The sequence below is a fragment of the Paenibacillus thiaminolyticus genome, from assembly GCF_007066085.1.
In the GTDB taxonomy this organism is placed as follows: Bacteria; Bacillota; Bacilli; order Paenibacillales; family Paenibacillaceae; genus Paenibacillus_B; species Paenibacillus_B thiaminolyticus.
The window spans coordinates 3,282,351-3,308,512 of sequence record NZ_CP041405.1 but is presented as its reverse complement, the minus strand read 5'-3'; the positions used below and the strand labels follow the sequence as shown (position 1 = coordinate 3,308,512).

The window sequence follows — 26,162 nt, the reverse complement described above, 5'->3', positions numbered from 1 at the left end:
ATGAATGTGGAGGCTCTTGAACTTATGCTAAGCAAGGATATCGGAATCGACTTAGGGACGGCGAACGTTCTGATCCATGTCAAGGGGAAGGGGGTTGTGCTCGACGAGCCGGCCGTCGTGGCGATTGAGAGCGATGCCAAGCGGGTGCTAGCCGTTGGGGAAGAAGCGAGAAGAATGGTTGGACGGACTCCGGGCAATATTGTGCCGATCCGTCCCTTAAAGGACGGCGTTATTGCCGATTTTGAAATTACGGAAACGATGCTGAAGCATTTCATCTCACGCGTCGGCGGCCGCAAATGGTACTCGCATCCACGGATTCTGATTTGCGCCCCGACGAACATTACCTCGGTTGAGCAGAAAGCGATCCGGGAAGCGGCCGAGCGGAGCGGCGCGAAGGAAGTATTTTTGGAAGAGGAGCCGAAGGCGGCGGCGATTGGCGCAGGCATGGATATATTCCAGCCGAGCGGCAATATGGTCGTCGACATCGGTGGCGGAACGACCGACGTGGCCGTGTTGTCCATGGGGGATGTCGTGACCGCCTCTTCTATTAAAGTCGCGGGGGACAAGTTCGATGACGCGATTATGCGCTATATCAAGCAGAAGTACAAGCTGCTGATCGGGGAGCGCACGTCCGAAGATATTAAGGTCAACATCGGTACGGTTCGCCCGTCGGGATCCGGCAATGAGCGCGAGATGGATATCCGGGGCCGAGACATGGTATCCGGCCTGCCCTATACGGTGACGATTACGTCGAATGAAGTGCGTGAAGCCTTGTGGGATCCGATCTCCTCCATTGTGGCAGCCGCCAAATCGGTATTGGAACGGACACCGCCGGAATTGTCGGCGGATATTATCGATCGCGGCGTGATACTGACCGGGGGAGGCGCGCTGATGGACGGATTGGACGAGCTGTTGGCCGAAGAGCTGAAGGTTCCGGTGCTGATCGCAGAAGATCCGATGCATTGCGTCGTCAAGGGAACGGGCATGATGCTCGATAATTTGGATAAAGTCATTAAGAAACGGTTCCTATAATCCGATATACAAGGTATATTGTCTACAGTTACGGGAGGAGCTTCCATGATTAGAGGATTATACACCGCTGCATCGGGTCTGGTTACCCAGCAGCGCCGGCATGACACAGTGACGAATAACGTGGCTAACCTGCAGACACCAGGGTATAAGGCGGTTAATGAAGTAAGCCGATCCTTTCCTGAGATGCTGCTGACCTTAAGGGGCAACGATCCGGCCCAAGGGCAGACGATCGGCCGGCTGAACACGGGCGTCTTCGCGGAAGAGAGCCGCTTGATCTTTATGCAGGGCGATCTGCTGGAGACGAAGCAACCGGGCGACTTCGCGCTGCTCTCCGATATCCAGGTGCCAGGCGTTACCTTCGATGCGACGGGCAAGGGCCAGGATGCGAACGGCAATCCTGTATTCCAGCCGGAAGCTTTTTTCACGGTGCAGGCCGGGGATGAGATCATGTACACCCGTGACGGCCGTTTTCATATGAATGCGCAAAATGAACTGGTCACGTCAGATGGTTCATTGGTGCTCAACCGCAATAATGCGCCGATCGTCCTGGAGAATGAACAAGCTCTGGAGTTCATCCAGGTGAACGGCGAAGGACAATTATTCGATATCCGGACCCGCACGGCGATCGCAGGCGGAGATCTGCTTATAAGCCGCATCGACAATCCGAATGATCTGCTTCGGGCCGGCAATGGCCGCTTCCGGCTGCAGGAAGGCGCCGCCCAGTCTACCCCGGTGGCGGCAGGCGATGCCGTGGAGATACGCCAAGGCGTGCTGGAGCGTTCCAACGTGGATCCGGCACAATCGATGGTGGATATGATGACGGCATACCGTGCCTATGAAGCGAATCAGAAGGTTGTGCAGTTCTATGACAGAACGCTGGACAAGACGGTCAATGAAGTGGGCCGAGTCTAACGCCAGGGCGGGAGGAACGACATGAATCAGACAATGATATCGGCTGCAGTCTCGATGAATGGTCTTCAGCGGAAGCTGGACATCATCGCGGACAATGTGGCGAACTTGAATACGAAGGGATACAAACGCAAGACGGCATCCTTCGCCGACGTGCTGACCAACGTGCAGCAGCATAATGATGACTTCCGGCAGCCTGGGCGGGTCACCCCGATGGGATATACGCTCGGATACGGCTCGATGCTGACCGACCTGAGCCGCGACATGAGCCAAGGCTCGCTGCAGCATACCGGAGTCAGCACTGATGTGGCCTTGCAGGGGAACGCGTTGTTCGAAGTAGGGACCCCAACCGGAACGGCATGGATGCGCGAAGGTTCTTTCCATTATATAATAGATGAGGATGAACGGATTCTTACTTCCGCTGAAGGTCATCCCGTCATGAGCACCAACGATACGGAGATTCGCATTCCGGCGGGCTATGAGATGAAGATCGATGAGGCCGGCCGGGTGTTCGGCGTGAAGACAGGCGAGCCGGACGAGGAGCTCGGACAGATTAAGGTGGTTCGGCCGCTGAAGCCGGAGCTGCTCGTGCAGACGGAGAACAATCTGTATGTGCTGCCGCAGGGAGCCGACCGGAACACGATCGTGGAGACCTTGAATCTGACCGGGGATCGTTCAGATCCGAATGCGCCCCACGTCTATGTGATGCAGGGCATGCTGGAAGAATCGAACGTGTCGATGGTGGACGAGATGGCGGATTTGATTCAGGCGCAGCGGGCCTATCAGTTGGCTTCGCGGGCATTGATGTCGGGTGATGCGATGTGGGGGCTGGCCAATAGTCTGCGTGCGTAATGAAGCAGGTGAATAGCAATGAGTGACGGGAAGAAGCTGCCGGGTTACGAGCCGGAGCAGCAGGATATCTCGCTGCAGCGCATTGCGCGCAGACGGGGAGAGGAGACGGTTCCGCGGGAGCCAAGGAATGCGGGTGCACCGAGGCCGGCTCATGGAGCGGCGGAGCGGACGGCCGCACGCAAGCCGCAGCGCCGTAATAATACAGAGAAAACAGAGGGACAATCCAACGGAACCGCGAAAAAGAAGTCGCGCAGTTCGGTCAAATGGTTGGTCCGTCTGGTTATTGTTCCGCTGACGTGCGTGTTGACGCTGATTGCAGGGTTGATCACCGGATACGTCGTCGTAGGTAAGGGCACGGTAGCGGAAGCGCTCAATTTTGATACGTGGAGACACCTGTTTCAACTGGTGTTTGCCTGATGTCGGCCCCGCTTTGGCGGGGTTTTTTATGTGTTTTTCTCTCTCTCGTCGGCTTCCGGCGCCGATTTGGCCCGTTCTGCGCTTGAGCTGTGTGCGGTTTTCATTTTAATAACAGGCATGTATAATGAGTTGGAGGAACTGTAATATGGGGGGAACTGGGGGTCTTACGTTTGAATTTGCCTAATGCGCTGACCATGGTTCGATTCGTTCTTATCCCCGTCTTTTTGGCTTTGTTCTTCTTCGGTGAGCGGTTCGCCGCATTCGGAATCTGGCTGTTGGCGGGGCTTACGGATATTCTCGATGGATATCTGGCCCGCAAGCATAATATGGTGACTTCGGTAGGGATGATGCTTGATCCGTTGGCGGACAAGCTGATGATGCTGACGGTCATGCTGTCATTGTTGTGGGCCGGCGATCTGTCTATCGCTGCGGCGCTGGCGATGCTGGTGCGCGATGCGGGGATGATCGCGGGAGCGGCGCTGATGCATTTCAAAGGCAAGCGGACGGTTCCCGCCAACTGGATGGGCAAGCTGACGACGGTATTGTATTATATCGCCATATTGTTCATTTATTTTCAATGGCCGCAAGCGCATGCCATCCTATGGGGCGTCATTCTGTTCTCCTTCGTCACGACTTTCATGTATCTCGTTCTCGTCATCCGTGTGAACCGAAAGAGCGAAGCATAAACGGCGGTGAGCCCATGCCTCGCGAGACAAAAAGGCAGCGAAAAACTGTAACCATTTAGAGAGAGGCCGGATACCGGCATTAACCCGTCTGTCCTGCAGACGACAAGAGCGTGTTCACACCCATGAGAATACAAAGAGCCTCCCGTAACAGCGCCTCGCCGCTGGGGAAGCTCTCTATCTTAACCTTCACGCCTGCAGTCATGAAGGATGATGTTAGTGTAGACGGGAAGGACCGCTTTTATTCATGCGAGTCCTAATTTTATCGAAAGGAGCATGTACACATGCTGAATATTGAGCAAATTCAAGAAATTATCCCTCACCGTTATCCGTTTCTGCTGGTGGATCGGATCGTGGAGCTGGAAGAAGGCAAGCGGGCGGTCGGCATCAAAAATGTCACGATGAACGAGCCGCACTTCGCCGGACATTTTCCGGGCTATCCGGTCATGCCTGGCGTCTTGATTGTGGAAGCGTTGGCTCAGGTCGGGGCCGTTGCGATTCTGAAGCTGGAGCAGAACCGGGGGAAGCTGGCCTTCTTCGCCGGCATCGATCACTTCCGGTTCCGCGGGCAGGTTGTGCCAGGGGATACGCTGACACTGTCGGTCGAGATTACTCGTCTGAAAGGAAGCGTCGGCAAAGGGCAAGCCGTAGCAAAGGTGGGTGACCAGGTTGTCGCGGAAGGCGAGTTGATGTTCGCGCTGGCGGACCGCACTTAGAAGAAAGGTACGGAATCGGGATCTTCATGCAATGATTCGGCATGGTTCGGTTATTCTATACGATAAGCGATCCGTGATCGACTCGTTATGTCTTGTTCCTGTCGAACGAGGTCATATGCTCTCGGGTCTGGGCGGGCTTTGTCGACATGAGACATCCGTGCCGGTATTGGATTAAGGAGGGAACTTCGTGTTTCAACAGTTGGAAAGATGGAACCGCCGCATGAAAAAGTGGCTGTGGCTGCTTGTCATCGTCGGATTGGTGGCTGCCATACCGGTTGCTGTCCAGCGGGTTCAGACGGAGCAATCATCGAATCAAGTTGAATTGATCGTGAATTATCGCAACCTGGTGGAGGCTGCCGCTTACGCGCCTCAGCCGGCGAATTATATGAATGAACAGCTTGATCGGTTGAAGGAAGCCGGCGTCGTATCGATGGCCATGTTCGAGAGTTCGTTGGCCGAGCTTCGCAATGCCAACCGCGTCCTGCTGTATAACTCTCAGGATGCGGCTTTGCTTGATCAGAAGACGCCGCCTCTTAATGAAAATTATACATATCTGCTCTTCACGAGTCCGGAGTATGCGGAGCAGCTGTCCCCGATGATCGAGAAAACATTCCTCGGTCTCGATATAAATGTGCGCTTGTGGAGCGGGAGAAATGGCCTTATTATCGAGGCGCCTGTAGAGAGCGCGTCCATGAAGCCGCTGCCGCAGGATCCGATTGCGGTTGAGCAGCTGCTCGCCAAAGGCTTCCACATTGTGCCGCGGCTGTCTGACGCGCTCCCGTACAATCAGGAGCAGGTGGATGCGCTGCTGAAGAGCTATCACGATATCGGCGTAAAGACCATTATTTTCGACGGCGAGTCGGTCAAGGGGTTCAATGATGATCTGGAAATGAATAGCCTGACTGCATTTGCTGATTTGTTGAAAAAATATGATATCGCGATTGCCGCCATCGAAGGATTGAAGGTGGAGCAAAAAGGAATGAAGAGGCTGGCGTATTTGACAGACTATAATGCCATCCGCCTGCATTCCATTACCGATCAGGAAGCGTTCAATGAGCCGGATGTGCTGGGTGATCGCTTGTCTCTCGCGACCAAGGACCGCAATATTCGGATGATTTATTTCAATATCGGGGTGAAGAAAGACTTCACCAAAGCGGAAATCGTCAATTCGATTGACAATATGGTTCACAGCTTGAAGGAACCGGGCCATGCCATTGCTTCGATTGAAGCCAATGGATATACGTTGGGGCAGGCGGAAGCGTTCCATGTCGTCGACGCGCCATGGCAGCGTTACGCGAAGCTGCTGGTTCTTATCGGCGGAGTCGCGCTGATCGCGCTGATGATCTCGTTCTTCGTTCCTTATGTGATGCTGCCAGCCTTCCTTATCGGCTTGATCGGCAGCGCAGGCTTGTTCGTACTGAAGCCGAATCTGCTGGAGCAGGCGCTCGCCCTGGGAGTCGCCATCAGCGCGCCGACGATTGCGATGGTGCTTGCTGTCCGGCGGGTTGATATGAGCCCGACGATTACCGCGGGGGGAGCCCGGTTGGCCAAAGCGCTCGCATTGTTCCTTCGTACAACGGTGTTGTCGCTGATGGCGGTTCCGTTCGTGATTGCGATGTTGAACAACATTACGTACAGCTTGGTGCTGGAGCAGTTCCGCGGCGTCAGCCTGCTGCATTTCGTGCCGATTGTGCTGACTGCGCTGTATGTGTTCCTGTATCGGGGCGAATCGGTGTTTAAGGAAGGCAAACGTTGGCTGTTCACGCCGATTACCGTACTGTGGGTCGTGGCTTTGGGTATCGTCGGTGGGGTTGGGCTGTTCTATCTGTCCCGCACTGGCAATGCCGGAACGCTGCTTCCGGGAGAAGCGACCTTCCGGGCCCTGCTCGAAAATACGATTGGCGTCCGTCCGCGCAATAAGGAGTTCCTGATGGCCCATCCGCTGCTGATTGCGGGCGCCTTCATTGCGTATCGCTACCGCTTCGGCGTCTATCTGTTCATCATCGGCTCCATTGGCCAGCTGTCCATGGTGGATACGTTCGCCCACATCCATACTCCGGTCATGATTTCGCTGATTCGCACGGTGTTGGGCATCGGGCTTGGCATCGTGGTCGCCCTTATCTTCGTGCTGATCTGGACTATCATTGAAAGGTGTTGGGAGTCATGGCGGCCGAAGTTCGAAGCATAGCGCTGTCCGGCTATTACGGATTCGGCAACAGCGGGGATGAGGCCGTGCTGCTCTCGATTCTGACCGCGCTGGAGCGGGCGGGCCAGGAGGAGGGCCTCCGGATTCAACCGATTGTGCTATCGGGCGATCCGGTGGCGACCTCCAGGCTGTACGGGGTGCAAGCCGCGCATCGGATGAAGCCCGTCGAGCTGCTCGGCGCGATCCGCGAATGCGACGGCCTGATCAGCGGCGGCGGCAGTCTGCTGCAGGATGCGACAAGCTGGAAGACGATACCGTATTATTTGGCGGTATTGAAGCTGGCCCAGTGGTTCCGCAAGCCGACCTTCATTTACGCGCAAGGGGTGGGGCCGGTCGGAAGACAGGCCTTCTACCCTTATATCCGCCGCGTGTTCAACAAGTCGGCTTATCTGTCCGTCCGCGATGCGGAGTCGGCGGAGTTGCTGGCCTGCATGGGCGTGGGGCGGGAACGCATCGATGTCGTTCCCGACCCGGTCATGGGGCTGGAGCTTCCACAAGGCCGGGGAGCCATGAGGGAGAACGGACCGCATGCGGAAGGGGACGGGCAGGGCTTCGATACGGCCGGCCGTCCGATCGTGGGCGTATCGCTCCGCTTCTGGAAGGAAGATCGCTCGGATATGCGGGCGATAGCGGGGCTGCTGGAGCAGGCGGCCCGCCAGCGGGCTGTGCATCTGCGCATGCTCCCGTTCCACGGGGAGGCCGATACGGAAGCGTCGCAGTATGTCATGGACCTGCTGCGGGAAGAGGTTCCTGCCTGGAACGGGGATGCGGATTCCGCCCAAGGTGAAGAGGCGGGGGGCGGCGGCTCGGTGATGAGCCTGTGCCCCGCTCAGGAGCATCCGCAGGCGATGCTGTACGAGGTCAGCCGCTGCCGCGCGCTCGTCGGCATGCGCCTGCATTCGCTCATCTATGCCGCTTCTCAGGAGGTTCCGATGGTTGGCATATCCTATGATCCGAAGATTGACCAGTTCCTCCACCGGCTTGGCATGACGGCGGCCGGTTCGACGGACAGTCTCGACAGCGAGGCTGCGGCTGATGAACTGGTGAAGCTGCTGGATGGTGCAGACGACTGGCGGGAGGACCATCGGAACGCGATTGAAGCATTGAAGCGCGAAGCGATGACGCCTGCGCAACATATCGTCCGCAAGCTGCATGAGAAGAAATAAAGTGGGTGATGCATGATGGGCCATATCGACAGTCTGGCGAAAATACCTGCTGTGTCTATATATGGAATCCGCTTTTCGAAGCTGAATATGCAGGATACGGTTGCCTGTCTGGGGAATGTAATGGAAAGCGGGCATTCGATCCAACTGATTACAGCCAATCCGATCATGGTGATGGAGGCATTGGAGAATCCTAAGTTCATGAGTGTCATGAAGCAGGCCGATCTCATCATTCCAGATGGGACAGGCATCGTATGGGCCGCGAACTATGTAGGCGATCCGGTCGCGGAGCGGGTCACGGGCTTCGACTTGCTGCATGAGCTGATGAAGGCAGGCGAGGTGCGCCGCTGGAAGGTCTTTCTCCTCGGCGCGGCGCCTGACGTGGTTCACGCCGCAGCGGAACGGTTGCGTCAGCAATACCCGCTGGTCGAGATCGCCGGCGTGCGTGACGGCTTCTTCGGCGAAGCGGAGGATGAGGCGGTCATTCAGTCCATCCGCGAGGCCGCTCCCGATATTCTGTTCGTCGCCCGCGGGCTTGACACGCAGGAGCCGTGGATTGCGAAGTATCGGCATGAGCTGAAGGTTCCGTTAATGATGGGCGTCGGGGGAAGCTTCGATGTCATCTCCGGCAGAAGCAAGCGCGCCCCGGCATGGATGCAGAGGCTGCGGCTGGAATGGCTCTACCGCCTGCTTCGGGAGCCGAAGCGCTTCGGCCGAATGCTGGCCTTGCCGAAGTTCGCTTGGAAAGTGATACGCGATAAAGATAAGGTGACAAAAGTGCAATGAAATGGAGCCTATGCTTATGATTTCGTAAGAATGCTCCATAATCTGCTGTTGGTGTTTCCCTTATGAACGGAGTATAATTCAATCCGGTACCATAAATGGGGGTTGGAACAACCGATGATAACCGTATATGTAGTAGGTGGACTGGTTGCTTTGCTGCTGGCCACCGGTTTGACGCCGCTAGTTAAGAAGTTCGCGATAAAAGTCGGTGCAGTCGACGTGCCCAATGCACGTAAAGTGCACACCCGCATTATGCCGCGCATGGGCGGCTTAGGAATTTTTGCTGCTTTTGTTATCACGTTATGTTTATTGGCATTATTTGTTCCTGATATATTGTTCGGACACCGTGATTCCAGCTTAATATGGGCGTTGCTCTCCGGTGGCGCCATTATCGTGCTGACGGGCGCGCTGGATGACCGCTTTGAATTGAGTGCCAAGGTGAAGCTGGTCGGCCAGATCATCGCCGCCTGCGTCGTCGTGTTCGGCTTCGATCTGACGGTTGACTTCGTCAACGTGCCGTTCGGCGACCAGTATTGGAATATCGAATCATGGATTGCCATTCCGCTGACGATCTTCTGGATCGTGGGCGTGACGAACGCCATTAACCTGATTGACGGGCTGGACGGGTTGGCTGCTGGCGTATCCGCCATTTCCATTGCCACCATTCTCGTCATGGCAGTCTTCATGGGCAATCCGATGGTTATCTTGTTGTGTGCCGTGCTGCTTGGCAGCATTATCGGGTTTTTGTTCTTCAATTTTCACCCGGCGAAAATATTTATGGGGGATACCGGATCGCTGTTCCTCGGATTCAGCTTGGCGGTATTGTCCTTGCTCGGCTTTAAGCAGATTGCCATCGTATCGTTTATTACGCCGCTGTTGATTATTGGCGTTCCTTTGTCGGACACGTTCTTCGCGATCGTGCGCAGAGCGGTGCAGAAGAAGCCGATTTTCGCACCGGACAAGGGGCATTTGCATCACTGCTTGCGCGAGCTGGGCTTCAGCCACCGCAAGACGGTGCTCATCATCTATGCCATTGCCACGTTCTTCGGCGTACTTGCCATCATTCAGTCGGTGGCGGCTTCGCATGATGCGAACTGGGTAACGTTTGTCGTCATCTGCATTCTGATTGTCTCGCTTCAGCTCGGCGCTGAGGTCATCGGCATCGTTAGCAAGACGAAGCGGCCGCTCTTGAATATGATTCATCGCATGCGCGTGAAGGCGAATGCGGATTCGCGGTCGAAATAATCGAATCGCGTTGTAGTTAGAACCAAGCTTGCTCCGGTTGTGGAGCAAGCTTTTTTATGCTTTTTTTGCCAATGCGCCGGGCGATAGTTTTTCGTCAATAATTTAACTCGATTTTGGAATTTGTCTAAAAAATATGCGATGCGGAACCGATAAAAAGGGGTATGTAGCGTTTGGAATCAATACAGTCATATGGAGGCGATACAATGCGTGCGTGGCTTAGACCATTGTACTTGCTGCTCGTCGTTGCGCTGATATCCGCGTCGATTCCGCTGGATACGGCCAGAGCGGCAGATCAAGATGGTGCCAGATATTTTCACTTTGATAATTTGAGCACAGCCAAAGAACATCCGACCCAGGTCAATACCGAAACGGTTGAAGTGAAAGGAACCTTTAACGGGGTCTCCTCCAGCTCGATCGGCTACCGGGTTGATTTGGAAGTAAACGGGAAGATTGAGCACACGACATACGGAACCGATGTGAAGCCGATTATTACCGGCAATTCGTTTATTTTCCGCGCGGTTCCGCTGAAGACCGGCTTGAATATCGTAACGATCACCGGTCTGGGGCCAAATGGTAACACCGTAGAGGCGAGCGCCTTTGTAGAGTTCAGCAATGCGCCGGCTATCTCGGATATTAAGCTGTCGGATGGCAGAATTCTCGAGTCCGGCGTGCCGCTGATTGTGAAAGGCGACACCGCGTCCCTGTCCCTGAAGGCGCCGAACGCGTCGACGGTAACCCTCAACGGGCGTCAAATGTTCAACGGCGGCGCGGGCATGTTCGTATCTTCCGGGATTGCGCTTCAGCCCGGCCTGAACGAGCTTGTCATCGTAGCCACCAACGGCAACCTGACTTATACGATTACGCGCCATGTTATCTCGTTCAATGGCGTACTTACCGGCTATGACACCTTCATCGGCACCAGCGCGATTGACGCGACGGCGAACCACTATGTGTCCGCTCCGGTGAGCGGCACGGTCAAAGGGAAGTTCATTGTGCCGAAGGCGCAGCAGAACAACACGCCTGGGACGCCTACCGTCGATGTGGCCATCACGAAGAATAGTGACGGTACCGAAGTTTTCAATGAGACCAGCATCATGAACGTGACGAAGAAGGAAGAGGGCTCGACTTATATCATTTATGAATATGAGACGGCTGGTACAGCTTCTCCGGCCGATACCGGGAAATATAAGTTGAACTTAAAGGTCGCCTATGACGGCAAAACGAATGTCTTCAACAATCACTTCACGGTCAGAGACGCGAATGCGGCCGAGATCCTGGGCGTGAAGCAGCTGTTCAATCCGCAGGAGAGCGGAAACACGGTGTCGTTCGGCGCCGAAGCGACGTTCGCGCAGAACAGCACGGTGTTCGAGCTGCCGCTGTATCTGAAGCTGGACCTGAATAATTATAATGGTCAGCCAGTTAAGATCACCGATTGGCAAAATGGCAAGCAGGTGGGGACCACCGAATTCCAAAGCAATCCTGATCTAAAAACCGTTAACGGCGAGCCGGTGATCCGGATCGATGCGATGCCGGCCGGGGATCAAACGCTGAAAATCGAGGTCGGCGGGGAGATTTACGAGATTAAGGTAAGCTATTCTCCAGGTCCATACATTAAGTTGACGAACGTGCATGACGGCAAGACCTTCGATATGGCGAATGGCCTGCCTGAGATTCAAGGGCAGCTTATCAATTTCAATCTGCAGAACGGGGATGAATTGAAAAAGCTCACCATTACATTTAACGGAAAAAAAGAGGATCTTACTAACGTAGATACCGCTACGGGAAAATTCACCCACCCTCTGGGCGACTTGGTTGCAGGCCCGAACAAGATTACGTTCGACGGGGTAGCGAATGGGGTTCCGATCAGTTATACGATTACCGTATTCTTCTTCTCGAAGGATGTTCCGGCGATTGTGAAGATGTATCCGGTGCCGGCGGCGCAGGATCCGACCAATCCGAACAAGGAAGATACGGAACAGAAATTTAAGCTCATTAAAGATTATGAGTATGTCACGAAGGAGCGTTCGGCTGACGTATGGATGGAAATCCAGAACGCAACTTCGATGAATGTGTATATCGATGGCAAACTGATTACGACGTTGAGCGAGGGCGATTTTGCTAACGGCAGTCCGAATACGAATCCGGCGATTCTGTTCAAGGAACAGAATACGACGACAGGGTCCTATTTGTTCTTGCTGCACAGCCTGGAGTTCCCGACTTCCGGCAAGAAGAACGTCACCGTCGAGGTGCGTAAAGGGGTTACGACGGCCCGCCAGACGCTCGAGATTACGCGCGAACAGAACACGTTCGAGATCCTGTCTCCGAAGCTGCCGGACGAGAGTGTCGTGAACCAGAACTTCTTAATGGTAAGTATTCGTGCGGAAGGCGCGGATCAGGTGCTTATCGGCAAGCAGGAGCTGGTGAAGGGCGAGCAGGATATTTTCCGGGGCGAGACTACGCTCAAGAAAGGCCTGAATAAGATCAAATTTACGGTTGTGCAGGGAAAGCAAAAGATTAACGGCACCATCGAGGTTAATTATGCGGATGCCGCGCTGCCGGGTGCTCAATACAAGACGACGATCGGCAAGAACGGCAAGCTGTCCACCTTCGGAGGGGATCTGGTCGTGCAGCTGCCGAAAGGCACGATGCTCCGCGACATGAACCCTAAACCGGGTCAGACGCCGAAGGAAATCCAACTGTTCGACAAGCAGAATCTGTTGTTCGGCATCGCCGACCCGGATGACGGGCGGACGATTACGCGCGAGAACCAGGTCGGCGTGCGCAAGCCGGTAACCGGCGGAAGCGATGAATTCCTGGACGGCCAGCTGCGGCGGATCGATCCGGATGAATTAGCGCGCACCATGCTGCTGCCGAAGGCGCATTTCGGACTCGGTTCCAGTCTTTATTGGATCGACGCGGGATATTTCAGCACAGAAGACAGCGTTCTGAATCAGGACTATAAGCTGGTCAGCCCGTCGCATCCTTATGATGAGGCGAAGAAGTTCTACGAACGCGGCGACCGGATGTGGATGGAGCCGACCCAACGCGGCACGATTACGATTAAATATGATCCGAATATCGTGAACGAGCATGCGCGCAATGTCGGCGTATGGCGTTGGAACAATACGAACAAGTTTTGGGAGAATCTCGGCGGCAAGCTGGATACGAAGAAAAAGACGATTACGGCGCCGTTCGACGGCTTCGGCTACTATGCCGTCTTCGCGGTCCGCTATAGCTATGACGATATTATTTCGCATAAATATGCCCGCAAGAGCCTGGAGCTGATGATGTCCCGCGGCTTCATGAAGGCGAAGAACTTGAATGAGTTCGGGGTATATGACAATATTACGCGCGGCGAAATGGCGACAATGCTCGTGAAGATGTTGAATATTCCGCTGGATTACGATGAGGACAACTTGACCTTCGATGATGTGATCAACTACGAGGTTCCGGACCTGCTGTGGGATTACCGCTATATTGAGACGGCCGCCCGCAAAGGGATTGTCCGCGGTCTCGCTCCGCGTCTGTTCATGCCGAACGGCGAGCTGACCCGTCAAGAAGCTGCTGTGATGATTTCGCGCGCTTTGAACTTGAAGATTGGCGATCCGGATAAGGATCTCGCCAAATTGCAGAAGACGTTTACTGATGCGAATCTCATCGATCACTATAGCATAAGCCCTATTCTCGCCGTGACGAAGGCCGGCATCATCAACGGTATTCCGAATCAGATGCAGGAAGGCCAGAAGAAGCCGACCTACCGCTTCGATCCGAAGTCGAATCTTACGAGAGCCGACGCCGCAGTCATGGGCGAACGCATTTTGGGTAAAGTGAAATAAGCTGGTGATGTTTGCCCCGTGCCTGCTACGGGTAATGGAGGGAAGAGCCGAACTGCGCTTCGGCTCTTCTTCATCTGCAATTGTCCCCAATTCTGTGAGGCGCTGTGCGAAATTGTTGTTCATGGGTGAACTTACACTCGTTGGTAAACATTAGCCCGTGACGAATGGAATGAATCGCGCTATACTGTCACTTGTGACAACGAATGGTTCTTGCTTACATAACTTCGTACATAAGGAACTCGGCGGAATGTGGAGCAGAGCCATGCTCTAGGCATGGCGGACAAGCAGTGTTTTTTGAAGACTTCATGAAGCGCCTAAAAAAGTTGAGATTTTTTTTTAGAAGCCGCAACTTTTTCGAGCAACGCGCGTTTATATACATGAAGTTGAAAAACAAAGGGATAAATTCATTAGTATTCCCTGTATTTCACAAAAATATGCTTTACGCTAGTCGTTTGTCATTGTATAATGTCTAGAGTAGTATGAGCATTTCTATTTATTTTCATTTGTTTACTAGTTTCTGTGGCATGTCCCATGTTGCAGACTTATTTTTTGAATACAATTCGCTCTTACTCTGGGAAGGGGGTGAATCGGCGAATGAGGGAAATGAGCTATCAATCTTCTAAGCAAGATTCTCAACAAACGAAGCAATTTAGAGGAGGAGACAAAAAGGTTATGAAGAAAAGATTGGCGCTGCTGCTTTCCGTGGCTATGGCGTTCTCCATGTTCGCTAACGTAGCTTTCGGTGCCGATGCAGCTAAGACGACACAAGAGAAATTCGACGTTTTGAAAGATGCTGGTATCTTTGCAGGATTCCCAGGAACTGACGATGCAAAACTGGAGCAAAACACGACTCGCGCTGAGTTCGCGAGAGTCGTTGTTAAAGCTCTCGGCTTGAAAGAAGTAGAAGGCGTGTACTCCTACAAGGACAAGAACTACGGTCCTAAGCACTGGGCAGCTAAATACATCGAAGCAGTTACTGCTGAAGGCTTGATGCAAGGCATCAACACTTCGAAGCAACTGTTCGGTACGAACGACAACATCACAGTTCAAGAAGCTGCTAAAGTTTTGGTTCTTGGATATAAATACGATATCCCTGAAGGCTCCCAAAACAGCGCTTCTGACTGGGCTAAGGACTACTTCCAAGCTGCAGTTGACGCAGGCCTGTTCTCCAAGGATGCAAATCCTAAAGCGAACGCAACTCGCGGCCAACTCGTAGAAGCAGTTTTCGCAGCTGACGAAGCTTCGAAAGGACCTAAAGTTGAGTCCGCTAAAGTTATCGACGCAAGAAATGTTGAAGTAACTATGTCCGACAAGGAAGTAGTTAAAGTCGAACTGAAAGCAGAAGAAGCCCTGAAAGCCAATGTAGAGACTGAAATCAAGTTCGAATACAAAGGCAAAGAGTACACTACAAAGGTTACTTATGTTGTAACTTCGGCTCAAAAAATCGAGTCCGTTACAGCTGAAAACCTGAAAGAAGTAGTTGTTACTTTTGACGGTACTGTAGATCCTAAGTCCGCTGAGAAGAAAGAGAACTACGAAGTTAAAGATGCGAAAAACATCGATAGCGTAAAATTGTCTAAAGACAATAAATCTGTAACGATCCTTCTTGCGGAAGAAGATTCTTCTACAATGAAGAACCAAAAAGAAATCGAATTGAAGGTTAAGGGCGTTCAAAACGAAGATAAGTCCAAAACTTTCGATCAGAAGATTAAATTCACGCCGATTGATGTGAAAACACCTGAAGTTAAAGAAGTTGTAGGCTTGGGTACAAAAGCATTTAAGGTCGTATTCTCCGAGCCGGTCAAGAAAACGGGTATTTACACTTCAAGCAACTACAAAGTTGACGGAAAAGCAGTAAGCGCACGTGTGACTTACTCTTATCCAAACGTAGCTATTGTGCAAGCTGATTTGCCGGTAGGCGAGCACACATTGTCGGTTAGCAATATTGAAGATTTCTCCGGTCTGAAAATTGCTCCAGTCGATACGACATTCACTGTTTCTGAAGATACAACTGCTCCAGAAGTCGTATCTGCGAAAGCAAAAGATCCAATGGAACTGGAAATCGAATTTAACGAAACAGTTCGGTCGGTGGGCAAAGTTTATCATGGCAACTCCAACAACTCTGGCGTTGTAGATATCAAGGACAATGTAGTAACTGTAAAATTCACTAAAGAAAAAGCTTTGTATCTTGGTGAAAACACAGTTTACATTGAAGGCGTAACGGATTATAGCGATAATAAGGCTAACCGTGACGTCAAAGTTAATCCTTCCTTGGATGCAGAACGTCCAGAAGTTGAAAAAGTTGAAGTGAAAAACAATGAACACAAGATTATTGTTACGTTCAACAAAGAAGTGAACGCAAACACTGCGACTAACCGTGATAACTATGTGTTGAAAAACAAAGACGGCAAGTTGTTCAAGCATGCTGGTCTTAATTCTGACGGTAACCCATTCAAGGCACCAACTGTGGATGAGAAGAACAAGAAAAAGGTTACTCTCGATTTGATTGAGTCTTTGGATCAAGGCGAGTATACGTTGGAAATCAATAACATTAGAGACAATGCATATGTGAACAACACAATGCTTCCATACTCTAAAGTTATCAAAGCAGACGAAAATAATTCAGGCCTCCGTGTTTGGGCAACTAAAGAATCTAGCGAAGAGTATCTCTACGTTCAATTCCCTAAAGCGGTGAAAACGAGTGGAGAAGGCGACGCTACAGTCAAGGCGAAATATACCTACAATGGAAAGATCTTGGGAGATGACTTTGAGTCTCCAGTTCTAACTCAACCAGACACAGTTCGTATTGCTGCGAAGCGTGGGACTTTGTTTGATGGTGACAAGGTAAAATCAGCTCCTGTAAAAGTTAGCTATGTAAAAGATACTGATGACGAATGGTTAAAAGAAGGCGATACTTATACTCTGGAAGCAAAGCAATTTGACGATGCTCAAGTTAAGTTCGTCCAAGGTACAGCAGAAGTTGTTGACCGCGAAGAGATTAAAGTTAAGATGACTGGCAAGTTGAACTACCCTTATGCAGATGACTTCAGAGTTGAGGCAGATGGCCAGACGTATACTCCTACTTCTGCGATAATGAATGGTGTAACTCTTACCCTGAAGTTTGAGGATAAAAGATTGCCAGTAGATATGTACAATGCTAGACTTTACGTTACTAATGATCGTACTACAGATCCTTTCGGCAACCCAATTTTCAAGGATAGCATTTCTATCACAAGTGAAATTAAGCCGGAAGTAACAAGTATCAGAGTAATAAAAGCACCAGAAGCTATTACCAAAAAGAATACCGTGACAGGTGACACATATTCAGCTGTTCTGACTCTGGACTCCAAAGTATATGCGGACATTACTCGTCTTGGTACGGGCGCGGAATACTTTACAATTTACATTGGAAAGGGTCCTACAAAAGCTACGATTGTGGGAGTCACTGATTTCGAGGGTAAAGACTTGGTAGAAGGAAATGCAACCACATCCGTCTACGTCAACTTTACAACAGGTGATGTAAAAGTTGAAAAGGATGCTCAATTCACCGTTAAACTCAAAGATGCTGGTGACATTCCAGTGTTGCACGACAGAGCTTTCCGTAACGTAAAAGGATTTGAAAAGTACGGTTACATGGAGTAATTAGCACGTAAAAGAAAGCCCCAGTATGGGGCTTTCTTTTTTTGAAGGCTAAAAAACACTTCCTTACAACACTGTAACCCTTCATTCCCTTAAAAAATCGCAACTTTCTCCTCCATAAATGCGTTATACTAGGTATAAGATTATTTTGGATACATAGGAGGAAGCAGATTGAATAAGAACAGAACGATAGCGGCTATATTATCGTTATCCCTCGCTTTAGGCACGTTTTCCGTTATTGCTCCTGACACTCATGCTGCTGCTGCCAAGACAGCAACGAATACATCCCAGTCAACGAAAACTACAGCGAACAAACCTACGGCCGCTGTCTATACGCTTGATAAGTTAAGCCCGGTAAAAGTTACAGCCAAAAGCTCGGTGAAATTAACCGACGTCAATTTGTACAAGCAAGAGGATGCCAATATTTTGACGTATACGATTACGTATACGAATAATGAAGCCAGAAGTATTCCTTTAATCGACTATTGGACCAAAGTTCGAACGAAAAGCAACACGGTGTACCCAACGAATCTGACTACGAAAGATCAAGGGAAAAAGACGATTCCTGCTCAATCTTCACTTACCCTGACTTATTATGCCAAGGTGGCTAAGCATCTTACCGCGAATGACTTGATATTCGATGTCATTAAGTGGGATTTTAGCCAACCGAACTTTGAAAAGAAATTAGGCACGTTTCAAATTCCTTCAAACTATGTAACGGCAACGCAAACAGGGAAATATAAATCGATTCGGATGAATGACATTCCGATAAAGACAAGTGTCAGTCGAGTTAATATCTTCCCATCCGATGACTATCATTACGTTAACGTTGCTGTCAATGTGGAGAATGCCGGCTTCAAGATGCTTGAAAACCCAGCCTATAAATATGTCGTTAAAACAGCGAACGGAAACAGCTATCCGCTCGTACCGGATAATTCGAGCAAAGAGTATAAGCTTCAACCTGGCGAGAAAAAAACGTTGAACTTTATGACCATGATCCCTAATAAAGTTAAAGTGGATAAGCTCGAGATGCAAGTTCTTGAGGAAGATGAGACAGCCAAAATTACGCTTCCTGTGGGCACCTTCGTTCTTCCCAAATCGACAACAAACAGTTCAAATGTGAAAGCATATGGTGAAAAAGTAATTACAATCGGTGAGTCTAAAGTTAGCACCAAAATAGCTTCAGCTTGGACGAACCAAAGCCATGATAAAAATGATGTCTCGGTTACATTCATGTTCGAAAACTTGTCCAATCGCGAAGTTACTGTGCCAAAATATGAGTTTGAGATGAGAGGTCCAAAAGGATTTTCGGTGCCGATTGTAGCGAAATCGATGGAGAATATGGTACTGAAGCCAATGGAAAAACGTCCTATTACGTTAACGGCTGTCGTATCTACAGAAATTGGTACAGATGAACTGAAGCTTCATATGAACCGCCCATCCGATCCGGAGCAGAAAAACACCGAGTTCAAATATCCGGAAGGAATCTACGCGCTTCCAGAACTGCAAACGATGCAAAATAAAATCGGAACAGAATATAATGTTCAGCATTCCAAAGGAACGTTGGGCGTATCTATTGATTCTCTGCAAAGACTCCCTTGGACAGACGGGGATATTGTATCGGCAAAAATGAAGATTCGCAATAAAGAGTTCAAGACAATACAACTGCCAGCCCTAGAGGGTGTCTTTAAATTGGATTCGGCAGACATCAGCGGCAAAACGCAGGTTGTTAGTTCAAACGGCACCCTAATCATTGGGCCAAAAGAAGAAGTGGATGTTTATGTAGTGACCAAAATTCCAAGCTATTTGGATTTCACCCAAATTCAGATTGCGCTTCTGGAAAAAATCGGAGAAACCGATGCCGCTCAATTGATCCAGTTCACAAATATTGGAAGATTAGCTGAGATACCTGTTGTTGAATATGGCTCCTATCATAATTTGATGACACAAGGCCGCAAGGCTGATATTATGGCTCGGAACAGCAAAGTGTACAAAGGGAATGTAGAGCAGGTTGTATACACTGATTTAGTCATGAAGAGTCTGGAAGAGCGGCAAACAACACTGTCGCAATTGGTCGGTTATTACCGGACGAAAGACGGGCGATATTATAAAGCAAACATTGCCCAAGTTGAGGGCCCGACAAGTCCACAAGGATATAATATTGTCACGGTATGGTCGAAAATTCCAAATTCCATTGATGCAAAAGAGATGCAGCTTGTTATCGGGGAAGGAATTACTGAAAACAAGTTAACTCCTCCAAAAGGAGAGTCCGACGGTTACGTAAATGCTGTAGCGATGAATTTGGATATGCAGCAGCCTTCGTTCAAAAAAGACTTTAATAAACTCGATTTCTTCCCTTACACCTTAACGATTTCGAACTTCTATGCAACGGCGAGTAAATCGCCAAGCTTGTCTATTGAGTTCACGTATGACTTGACTCGTGAAGCGCAATATAATATGGGAGAGTATGGTCATAAATTAATCCTAGAGATTACTGATACGAGTGGACGCAAATTCGAAGCCCCTCCTATCGAATTCAAGGATCTTTCGGAAGGAAAAAACAAATCGTTCTCAACATCAATATCCCATGCTTTCTTCGAACAGGTCGAGAACGGAGCATTTCAAGTGTCTCTCTATGATTCCTTCCAAGACGAAAGAATTAAATTGGCCAGCTACAGCAGCAGATATAATCTCAAAAATTACCGCGAGTAATTTATCGCAAAATCCCCTCTCACGAGGGGATTTTTTTAATATCTGCGTGCCTAATTTGATCGATGGGGTGCTTCAAAGGCGATACACGATTTACGAATCAGTCAAAAAGGCAGAGTAACTTTTAGCATGAGCTGGCAGAGCGGGCAACATTTCCTGCGGGTGGTTCGACTGTTGATGTGCATAATAGGTATACCGATACCTGAAGGAGGAATCATTCCGTGGCAAGAAAAAAGCTGGTTCCTGACAGCAAAAACGCACTTTATCAAATGAAGTATGAGATAGCTGCTGAATTCGGTCTGCCTGTGGCTCATCAAGGCGCTCATTTGGGAATGGATACGGAATTTGCTTCCGAGCTTGGCAGCATGCCGGCTCAACCGGCAGCTCATCGCGATGATTGGGGGCATTTGACTTCCCGTGATGCAGGCTCTGTTGGCGGTGAAATTACGAAACGTCTTGTGACCCATGCGTTGCGGCAAAAATAGGCAGAAGAACTTTTTGTTCATTCATTGACAGGACCCGACAAATACAGTATTATGATTTTTCGAAGGCTGGTATAACAACCTTTTCCATCAAGGAAAAGGTTCATTTTTTGTTTAGGCTGCTCATAAGGGAGCCATATTAAGGGTTAGGAGGTCGAGTCCTATGTCATTGAAAGGACGCCATCTGTTTACATCCGAGTCTGTAACCGAAGGACATCCGGATAAAATATGCGACCAGATTTCCGATGCGGTGTTGGACGCCTTTTTGGCTAATGATCCGAACGCTCGGGTTGCATGTGAAGTATCCGTTGCGACGGGATTGGTACTTGTAATCGGTGAAATCAGCACCAAGGCGGATTATGTGGATATTCCATCCATTGTCCGGAATACCATTAAGGAAATCGGATATACACGTGCCAAGTACGGCTTCGATTATAATACGTGTGCCGTATTGACCTCGCTCAATGAGCAATCCCCTGATATCGCCCAAGGGGTGAATGCAGCGATTGAAACCCGTAACGAAAGCGAAATGCAGCAAGAGACAGCCAATATCGGAGCGGGAGACCAAGGCTTGATGTTCGGTTTTGCTTCTAATGAGACGCCGGAACTAATGCCGCTGCCGATTGCGCTGTCCCACCGGATTGCACGCCGTCTGTCCGAGGTGCGTAAAGACGGCACGCTGCCTTATCTTCGTCCTGACGGTAAGACGCAAGTTACGATTGAATATATGGATGGCAAGCCAGTGCGTGTAGATACGATTGTCGTATCGACGCAGCATGCGGAAGAAGCAACGCTGGAACAAATTCAGAAAGATATTCGTGAAAAGGTCATTGCGCCTGTCGTGCCGGCTGAGTGGCTGGATGAGAATACGAAATACTTTATTAACCCGACAGGACGCTTTGTTATTGGGGGTCCTCAAGGCGACGCTGGTTTGACCGGACGTAAAATCATCGTCGATACGTACGGCGGCTATGCCCGCCATGGAGGCGGCGCGTTTTCCGGGAAGGATCCAACCAAGGTTGACCGTTCTGCGGCGTATGCGGCCCGCTATGTGGCTAAAAACATCGTAGCGGCTGGTCTGGCTGATAAGTGCGAGATCCAACTGGCGTATGCTATCGGCGTAGCGAATCCGGTGTCGATCAGTGTAGATACGTACGCCACGGGCAAAGTAAGTGAAGAAAAGCTCGTTGAACTTATTAAAAATAACTTCGATTTACGCCCGACCGGAATTATCGGCATGCTGGATTTGCGTCGTCCGATTTACAAGCAAACGGCTGCTTACGGCCACTTCGGACGTACAGATGTCGATCTTCCGTGGGAACGGACCGACAAAGCCGATGCGCTCCGGGAGCAAGCTGGGGCATAATGATTTGAGAACCTTCTTCTGCCATATAGGGTGGAGGAAGGTTTTTTTGTATGTTGATAACTTTTGCCTAGTTCTAAAAAAAAGGCCCCTTCTGACCGACAAATAAAGTACAACTGTCTTTCGGAAGGAAAGGAGCAAATAGCAATGAAGAGATGGCTCTCAGCCTTACTTGCCATCGTGATACTAATAAGTGGAGCGATAGGATGGGGACCTGGGATCGTGCGAGCGGAAGCGGTCACAGACCCGAGCATTACCGTGACAGGGGAGCCTGTTGTCCCGTTGAACTCACCGATCCAATTTTCGTTCAAACAACCGATGGTGATGGTCAACGGATTCGTCACCGTCACGAAACGGGGCGGAGGAACACCGTTGAAGTTCTCGCGGGACGGCAAGGATGGGAGCGGCCTTGTAACCACGGCAAATAACCAGACCTTTACGCTGTCTGGCATACCGCCTCTGGAGCGGGGGGCGACTTATGATGTTACCATTGATCGGCTTATGTTCTATACTGAATCGACCAACAAATTTAATGAAGCGCAAGCCTGGTCCTTTACTGTAAAGTCCGAACCGCAGGTGGAATCCTATTCCCCGCAAGGGAAGGAGGTTAGTGTTACCCCGAGTCTTGAAATTACCTTCAAGCAGCCCGTCAAAGCGGGAACTGGATTGATAGAGATCGTCTCATTAAGTACTGGTAAAATTGTTGCCGAAATTCGAGCTTCTGACTTTGAGTTAATATCAAATGGGACTATAGCAGCCTATACTATCAAGTATAAGTTGGATGAAGGGACCGCCTATTATATCAGAATGCCTGATGGAGCTTTCCTTGAATTGGATGGCACTCCGGTAGCGGGGATTTCAGATGCAACGAAATGGTATTTTGAGACGGGGCGAGGAACAGATACCACTCCGCCTTCGATCGTAAAAAGAGTCCCGGCCCCGGGCGCGGGAGCAGCCCAAACGACGCGGTTAGAGCTTACGTTTGATAAGCCTGCCTATCAAGGAAGCGGCGAAATATTGATCAAGTCTTCCGATGGGAAGATTAAGCATACAATTTTGGTTACTTCTTTAACAGGTGGCGGTACAACTACGCTTCAATCCAACACTCTGTCATTCGAGCAGAATCAATCGTATACGGTCGAAATACCGGCGGGAGCCTTCCGCAATGCTGATGGTTATTTTACAACAAAAGCTGATTCTTGGAGCTTTCAGACGGTTCCCGTTGACACCTCTGCTCCGACAATCACAACTTTTCATCCATCACGGAATACAACCGGGGTATCGGTGACGAATGTAATTATCGCTACATTCAATAAACCGATTACATATACTGGTTCTGGCGTGGAGCTGATTCGGCAAGGAAGTTCGGTGAAGGAATCGATTGACGTCCGAGTCAATAATGAAAAAGAGTTATGGATTCTTCTGAAAGGCAACAACGGCAAGCTGCAGGACAACACGGTCTATACCGTAAATATTGCACGCGGGGCTGTAAAGGATCGATCGGGCAATGAATTCCAGGGGCTTACCAATGCATGGACATTTTCGACCGGAGTAACGGATCGTAATCCGCCTAAGGTTGAAGACATTAAAATGTATAACAGTTCGCTTATACAAATTCGGTATAATAAAGCACTGGATTCGAGCGCGAATCCGCCAGCGAATGAATTTACTGTGACGGTAAACAATCAGGAGCGCCGGGTAGACAATGCCTATACGTCAGGCAATTATGTATACGTCTCCTTGGAAAGCGGCGTGTCCGTGGGGCAGGATGTCCGCATTAGTTATGCCGGGAAGTTCAAGCTTGTTCGAGATGTATTGGGCAATGTGGCTGCCGCCTTCAGTGCCCGCAATGTAGAGAATAAAGTCACTTCCTCTCTCACGAATGTAAGAGAGAGCTTTGTTACGAATGATAAATTAGTCATTATCTTGAATGAGTCGTTAAAGAGCGTATCCACAAACGCGTATAGCCAGTTCACCGTTACGTTCAACGGTTCTGCTGTCGGCATCGATAAAATCACCAATAGCGGGTCATATATTTACCTTACCCTGAATCGGTATGCCTCGGATGGTGAAGTCGTGAACGTCAGCTACACACCAGGCAGTTACCCGCTGGAGGATACGCGTGGAGGACGAATTGCAGCCTTCGAGGGTGTCTTCGTGCGCAACACTCATGATAAGCAGCCTCCTCAGTTAACGGAGACCGGCGTTACCGGGAATCGGTTAACGCTGACCTATAATAAGGCGCTTGATATAAACTCTATCCCGTTGGTAAGCCATTTCTCGGTCCTAGTGAATGAGAAGGCCCGGTATGTAACTAAGGTCGAAATTAAAGAGAACAAAGTATTCCTGACGCTGCAATCGACCGTACTCAAGACTGATATCGTTACGGTGTCCTATGTCCGGGGCTATCCCCAGCTAAAGGATCTAAACGGAAACTTCGCCGTGAACCTGAATCTCATCTCTGTCGGCAATACGACGGACAGCGACACGCCAGTCGTGCAATCGGCGAATTGGACCTCTCCTTCGATCGTATTGACGTTCAACAAGACGCTGGAGAGCATGCAGTTCTCGTCTGGCGGACCATTCTATGTCCGTGCAGGCAGCCAACTGCTGTCGGTCAGACAAGTGATTGTTAGCGGCACGAAGGTCACCATCGAGCTGTTGAATCCTCCTGCGAAGGCGGATGAGCTGACGGTGACTTATAATACCGGCGGAGCGAAGCCGATCCGATCGACATCGGGCGTTGAGATTAAGGCGATCAGCAATATGAATGTGACGGTAAGCCTGGAGGACTTGGCAGGGGCCAATTTCGTCAAGCTGGCGAAGGATACGTCCTTCATTGAGTCCATGTTCGTGCTGGTGGATGATGCAGCGCAGAAGTCATCCGACCGCGCCACTAGCGGGCAAGTGGTCAACCGCTATACGTTGGATGCGAACAAACTTAAGACGGCATTTCAATTCGTGGCAACCTCGGGCGGCGCGGATAAGCAGCTGATGTATGAAGTGCCGTCCGGAGAGACAGCGGCAAGGGTATCCATTCCGTTGAGCGCATTCGACTCCGCTTATATCACGACGGAGCCGGTGGTGTTCGCCATCAAGTATGGGAACACGCTGTACGGCATCACGATTAGCCGCGATACGATTATTCAGATCGTGCAGAGCTTGAAAGGGTCGATCTCGAACTCTTACCTGTTGATCGAGATTGAGCCGGCCCAATCGCAGCAGGGCAACATCGTAAATGCGTTGAGCCGGGTGCAGGCGACGGCGTTGGTGCAGGCGCATCAGTTTACGATTTACGGCTATTCCGGCAGCCAGGTCAGCGGATTGACCGAGTTGAAGATGGAAGCCGTCATTAAAATAAGAACGACGGATTCGGTACCGGCCAACCGGACCGCGATTGTCGAGTATCAGACGAGCAACAGCCAACTTGCCTATCTTCCGACGAAGCTGTACCGCTCCGGTACGGTCACGGTTGCTGTAGTCAAGGTGAAGAAGAGCGTGCTTGCCGCGTTGACGATTGGCAACAAAGTCTATGCCGATGTGACGAGCCATTGGGCTAACAATGATATGATAGCGATGTCGGCCAAGATGATTATGGAAGGACGCAGCAGCACGAAGTTCGAGCCGAACAAGCCGATTACGCGGGAGGAATTCGCTGTTGCCATCTCGCGGGCCCTCGGATTAGAACCGAATGCAGAAGCGGCCAGACGCTTCCCGGATGTGAGCAATTCCTCTATCAACGGCGCCTATATCGGCGCAGCGATAAAGGCTGGCATTATCAGCGGGTTCCCGGATGGTACCTTCAAGCCGAACGACAGCATCACCCGGGAGCAGCTGACACAGATGATGGTGCGGGCGTCGGAGGCTTCCGGACATGCTCTGCCTCGGGCGACAACAACGGTGCTGAGCGTATTCAAAGACAGCAAGCAGATTACGAGACTCGGAGCTCCAACTGTGGCTCAGGCTGTGCAATCGGGACTGATTCAAGGCGTGAAGCGGGACAGATTCGATCCGAAAGGTTCCGCAACGAGAGCGCAAGCGGCTGTTCTTCTGCGCCGGTTGTTGCTTTCCATCGATCATATTACGATCAGCTTCTAATTTACTCTAATTCAAAGCCCTATCCTTTG

Annotated in this window: 16 protein-coding genes; all 16 read left to right on the top strand. The window is 50.6% G+C overall.

Going from position 1 to position 26,162, the window contains the following annotated elements; genetic code table 11:
- The first annotated feature begins 24 nt into the window (after window positions 1-24).
- The 16 genes from mreB to FLT43_RS14730 all read left to right on the top strand — a co-directional run bounded on the left by mreB (window position 25) and on the right by FLT43_RS14730 (window position 26,133).
- Complete coding sequence (mreB, locus tag FLT43_RS14805) at window positions 25-1,032, top strand: rod shape-determining protein (protein WP_087444353.1); 1,008 nt, start codon at window positions 25-27, stop codon at window positions 1,030-1,032.
- Window positions 1,033-1,077: 45 nt separating this feature from the next.
- Window positions 1,078-1,944 carry a flagellar hook-basal body protein gene (locus tag FLT43_RS14800; RefSeq protein ID WP_087444352.1) on the top strand — a complete coding sequence of 289 codons (867 nt, stop codon included), beginning with the start codon at window positions 1,078-1,080 and terminating at the stop codon, window positions 1,942-1,944.
- A 21-nt stretch (window positions 1,945-1,965) separates the two neighbouring features.
- Window positions 1,966-2,793, top strand: a complete 828-nt coding sequence (locus tag FLT43_RS14795; protein ID WP_087444351.1) for a flagellar hook-basal body protein — start codon at window positions 1,966-1,968, stop codon at window positions 2,791-2,793.
- 18 nt (window positions 2,794-2,811) lie between these two features.
- Window positions 2,812-3,210: a DNA-directed RNA polymerase subunit beta gene (locus FLT43_RS14790; RefSeq protein ID WP_087444350.1), complete on the top strand. Its 399-nt coding sequence runs from the start codon at window positions 2,812-2,814 to the stop codon at window positions 3,208-3,210.
- 170 nt (window positions 3,211-3,380) lie between these two features.
- Window positions 3,381-3,896: a CDP-alcohol phosphatidyltransferase family protein gene (locus FLT43_RS14785; RefSeq protein ID WP_087444349.1), complete on the top strand. Its 516-nt coding sequence runs from the start codon at window positions 3,381-3,383 to the stop codon at window positions 3,894-3,896.
- A 281-nt stretch (window positions 3,897-4,177) separates the two neighbouring features.
- Window positions 4,178-4,609, top strand: coding sequence for a 3-hydroxyacyl-ACP dehydratase FabZ (gene fabZ, locus FLT43_RS14780; RefSeq protein ID WP_087444348.1), 432 nt, complete (start codon window positions 4,178-4,180; stop codon window positions 4,607-4,609).
- Window positions 4,610-4,796: 187 nt separating this feature from the next.
- Complete coding sequence (locus FLT43_RS14775) at window positions 4,797-6,797, top strand: DUF5693 family protein (protein WP_087444347.1); 2,001 nt, start codon at window positions 4,797-4,799, stop codon at window positions 6,795-6,797.
- Window positions 6,773-7,981 carry a polysaccharide pyruvyl transferase CsaB gene (gene csaB / locus FLT43_RS14770; protein WP_087444346.1) on the top strand — a complete coding sequence of 403 codons (1,209 nt, stop codon included), beginning with the start codon at window positions 6,773-6,775 and terminating at the stop codon, window positions 7,979-7,981. Before FLT43_RS14775 ends, csaB begins: the two co-directional genes overlap by 25 nt.
- A 15-nt stretch (window positions 7,982-7,996) precedes the next feature.
- Window positions 7,997-8,764, top strand: coding sequence for a WecB/TagA/CpsF family glycosyltransferase (locus FLT43_RS14765; RefSeq protein WP_174818189.1), 768 nt, complete (start codon window positions 7,997-7,999; stop codon window positions 8,762-8,764).
- Window positions 8,765-8,878: 114 nt separating this feature from the next.
- The gene (locus tag FLT43_RS14760; protein ID WP_087444344.1) at window positions 8,879-10,006 is read left to right on the top strand and encodes a glycosyltransferase family 4 protein; all 1,128 of its coding nucleotides are present in this window, start codon (window positions 8,879-8,881) and stop codon (window positions 10,004-10,006) included.
- Between the two features lie 203 nt (window positions 10,007-10,209).
- Window positions 10,210-13,842: an S-layer homology domain-containing protein gene (locus FLT43_RS14755; RefSeq protein WP_087444343.1), complete on the top strand. Its 3,633-nt coding sequence runs from the start codon at window positions 10,210-10,212 to the stop codon at window positions 13,840-13,842.
- A 594-nt stretch (window positions 13,843-14,436) separates the two neighbouring features.
- The gene (locus FLT43_RS14750) at window positions 14,437-17,484 is read left to right on the top strand and encodes an S-layer homology domain-containing protein (protein ID WP_087444342.1); all 3,048 of its coding nucleotides are present in this window, start codon (window positions 14,437-14,439) and stop codon (window positions 17,482-17,484) included.
- A gap of 168 nt (window positions 17,485-17,652) precedes the next feature.
- Entirely contained in the window at window positions 17,653-20,193 is a 2,541-nt protein-coding gene (locus tag FLT43_RS14745) for a hypothetical protein (RefSeq protein ID WP_087444341.1), read from the top strand.
- A 218-nt stretch (window positions 20,194-20,411) separates the two neighbouring features.
- Window positions 20,412-20,675, top strand: a complete 264-nt coding sequence (locus tag FLT43_RS14740) for an alpha/beta-type small acid-soluble spore protein (protein WP_087444340.1) — start codon at window positions 20,412-20,414, stop codon at window positions 20,673-20,675.
- A gap of 160 nt (window positions 20,676-20,835) precedes the next feature.
- Window positions 20,836-22,038, top strand: coding sequence for a methionine adenosyltransferase (metK, locus tag FLT43_RS14735; protein ID WP_087444339.1), 1,203 nt, complete (start codon window positions 20,836-20,838; stop codon window positions 22,036-22,038).
- Window positions 22,039-22,182: 144 nt separating this feature from the next.
- On the top strand, window positions 22,183-26,133 hold the full coding sequence (locus FLT43_RS14730) for an Ig-like domain-containing protein (RefSeq protein WP_087444338.1): 3,951 nt from the start codon (window positions 22,183-22,185) through the stop codon (window positions 26,131-26,133).
- Window positions 26,134-26,162 lie beyond the last annotated feature (29 nt).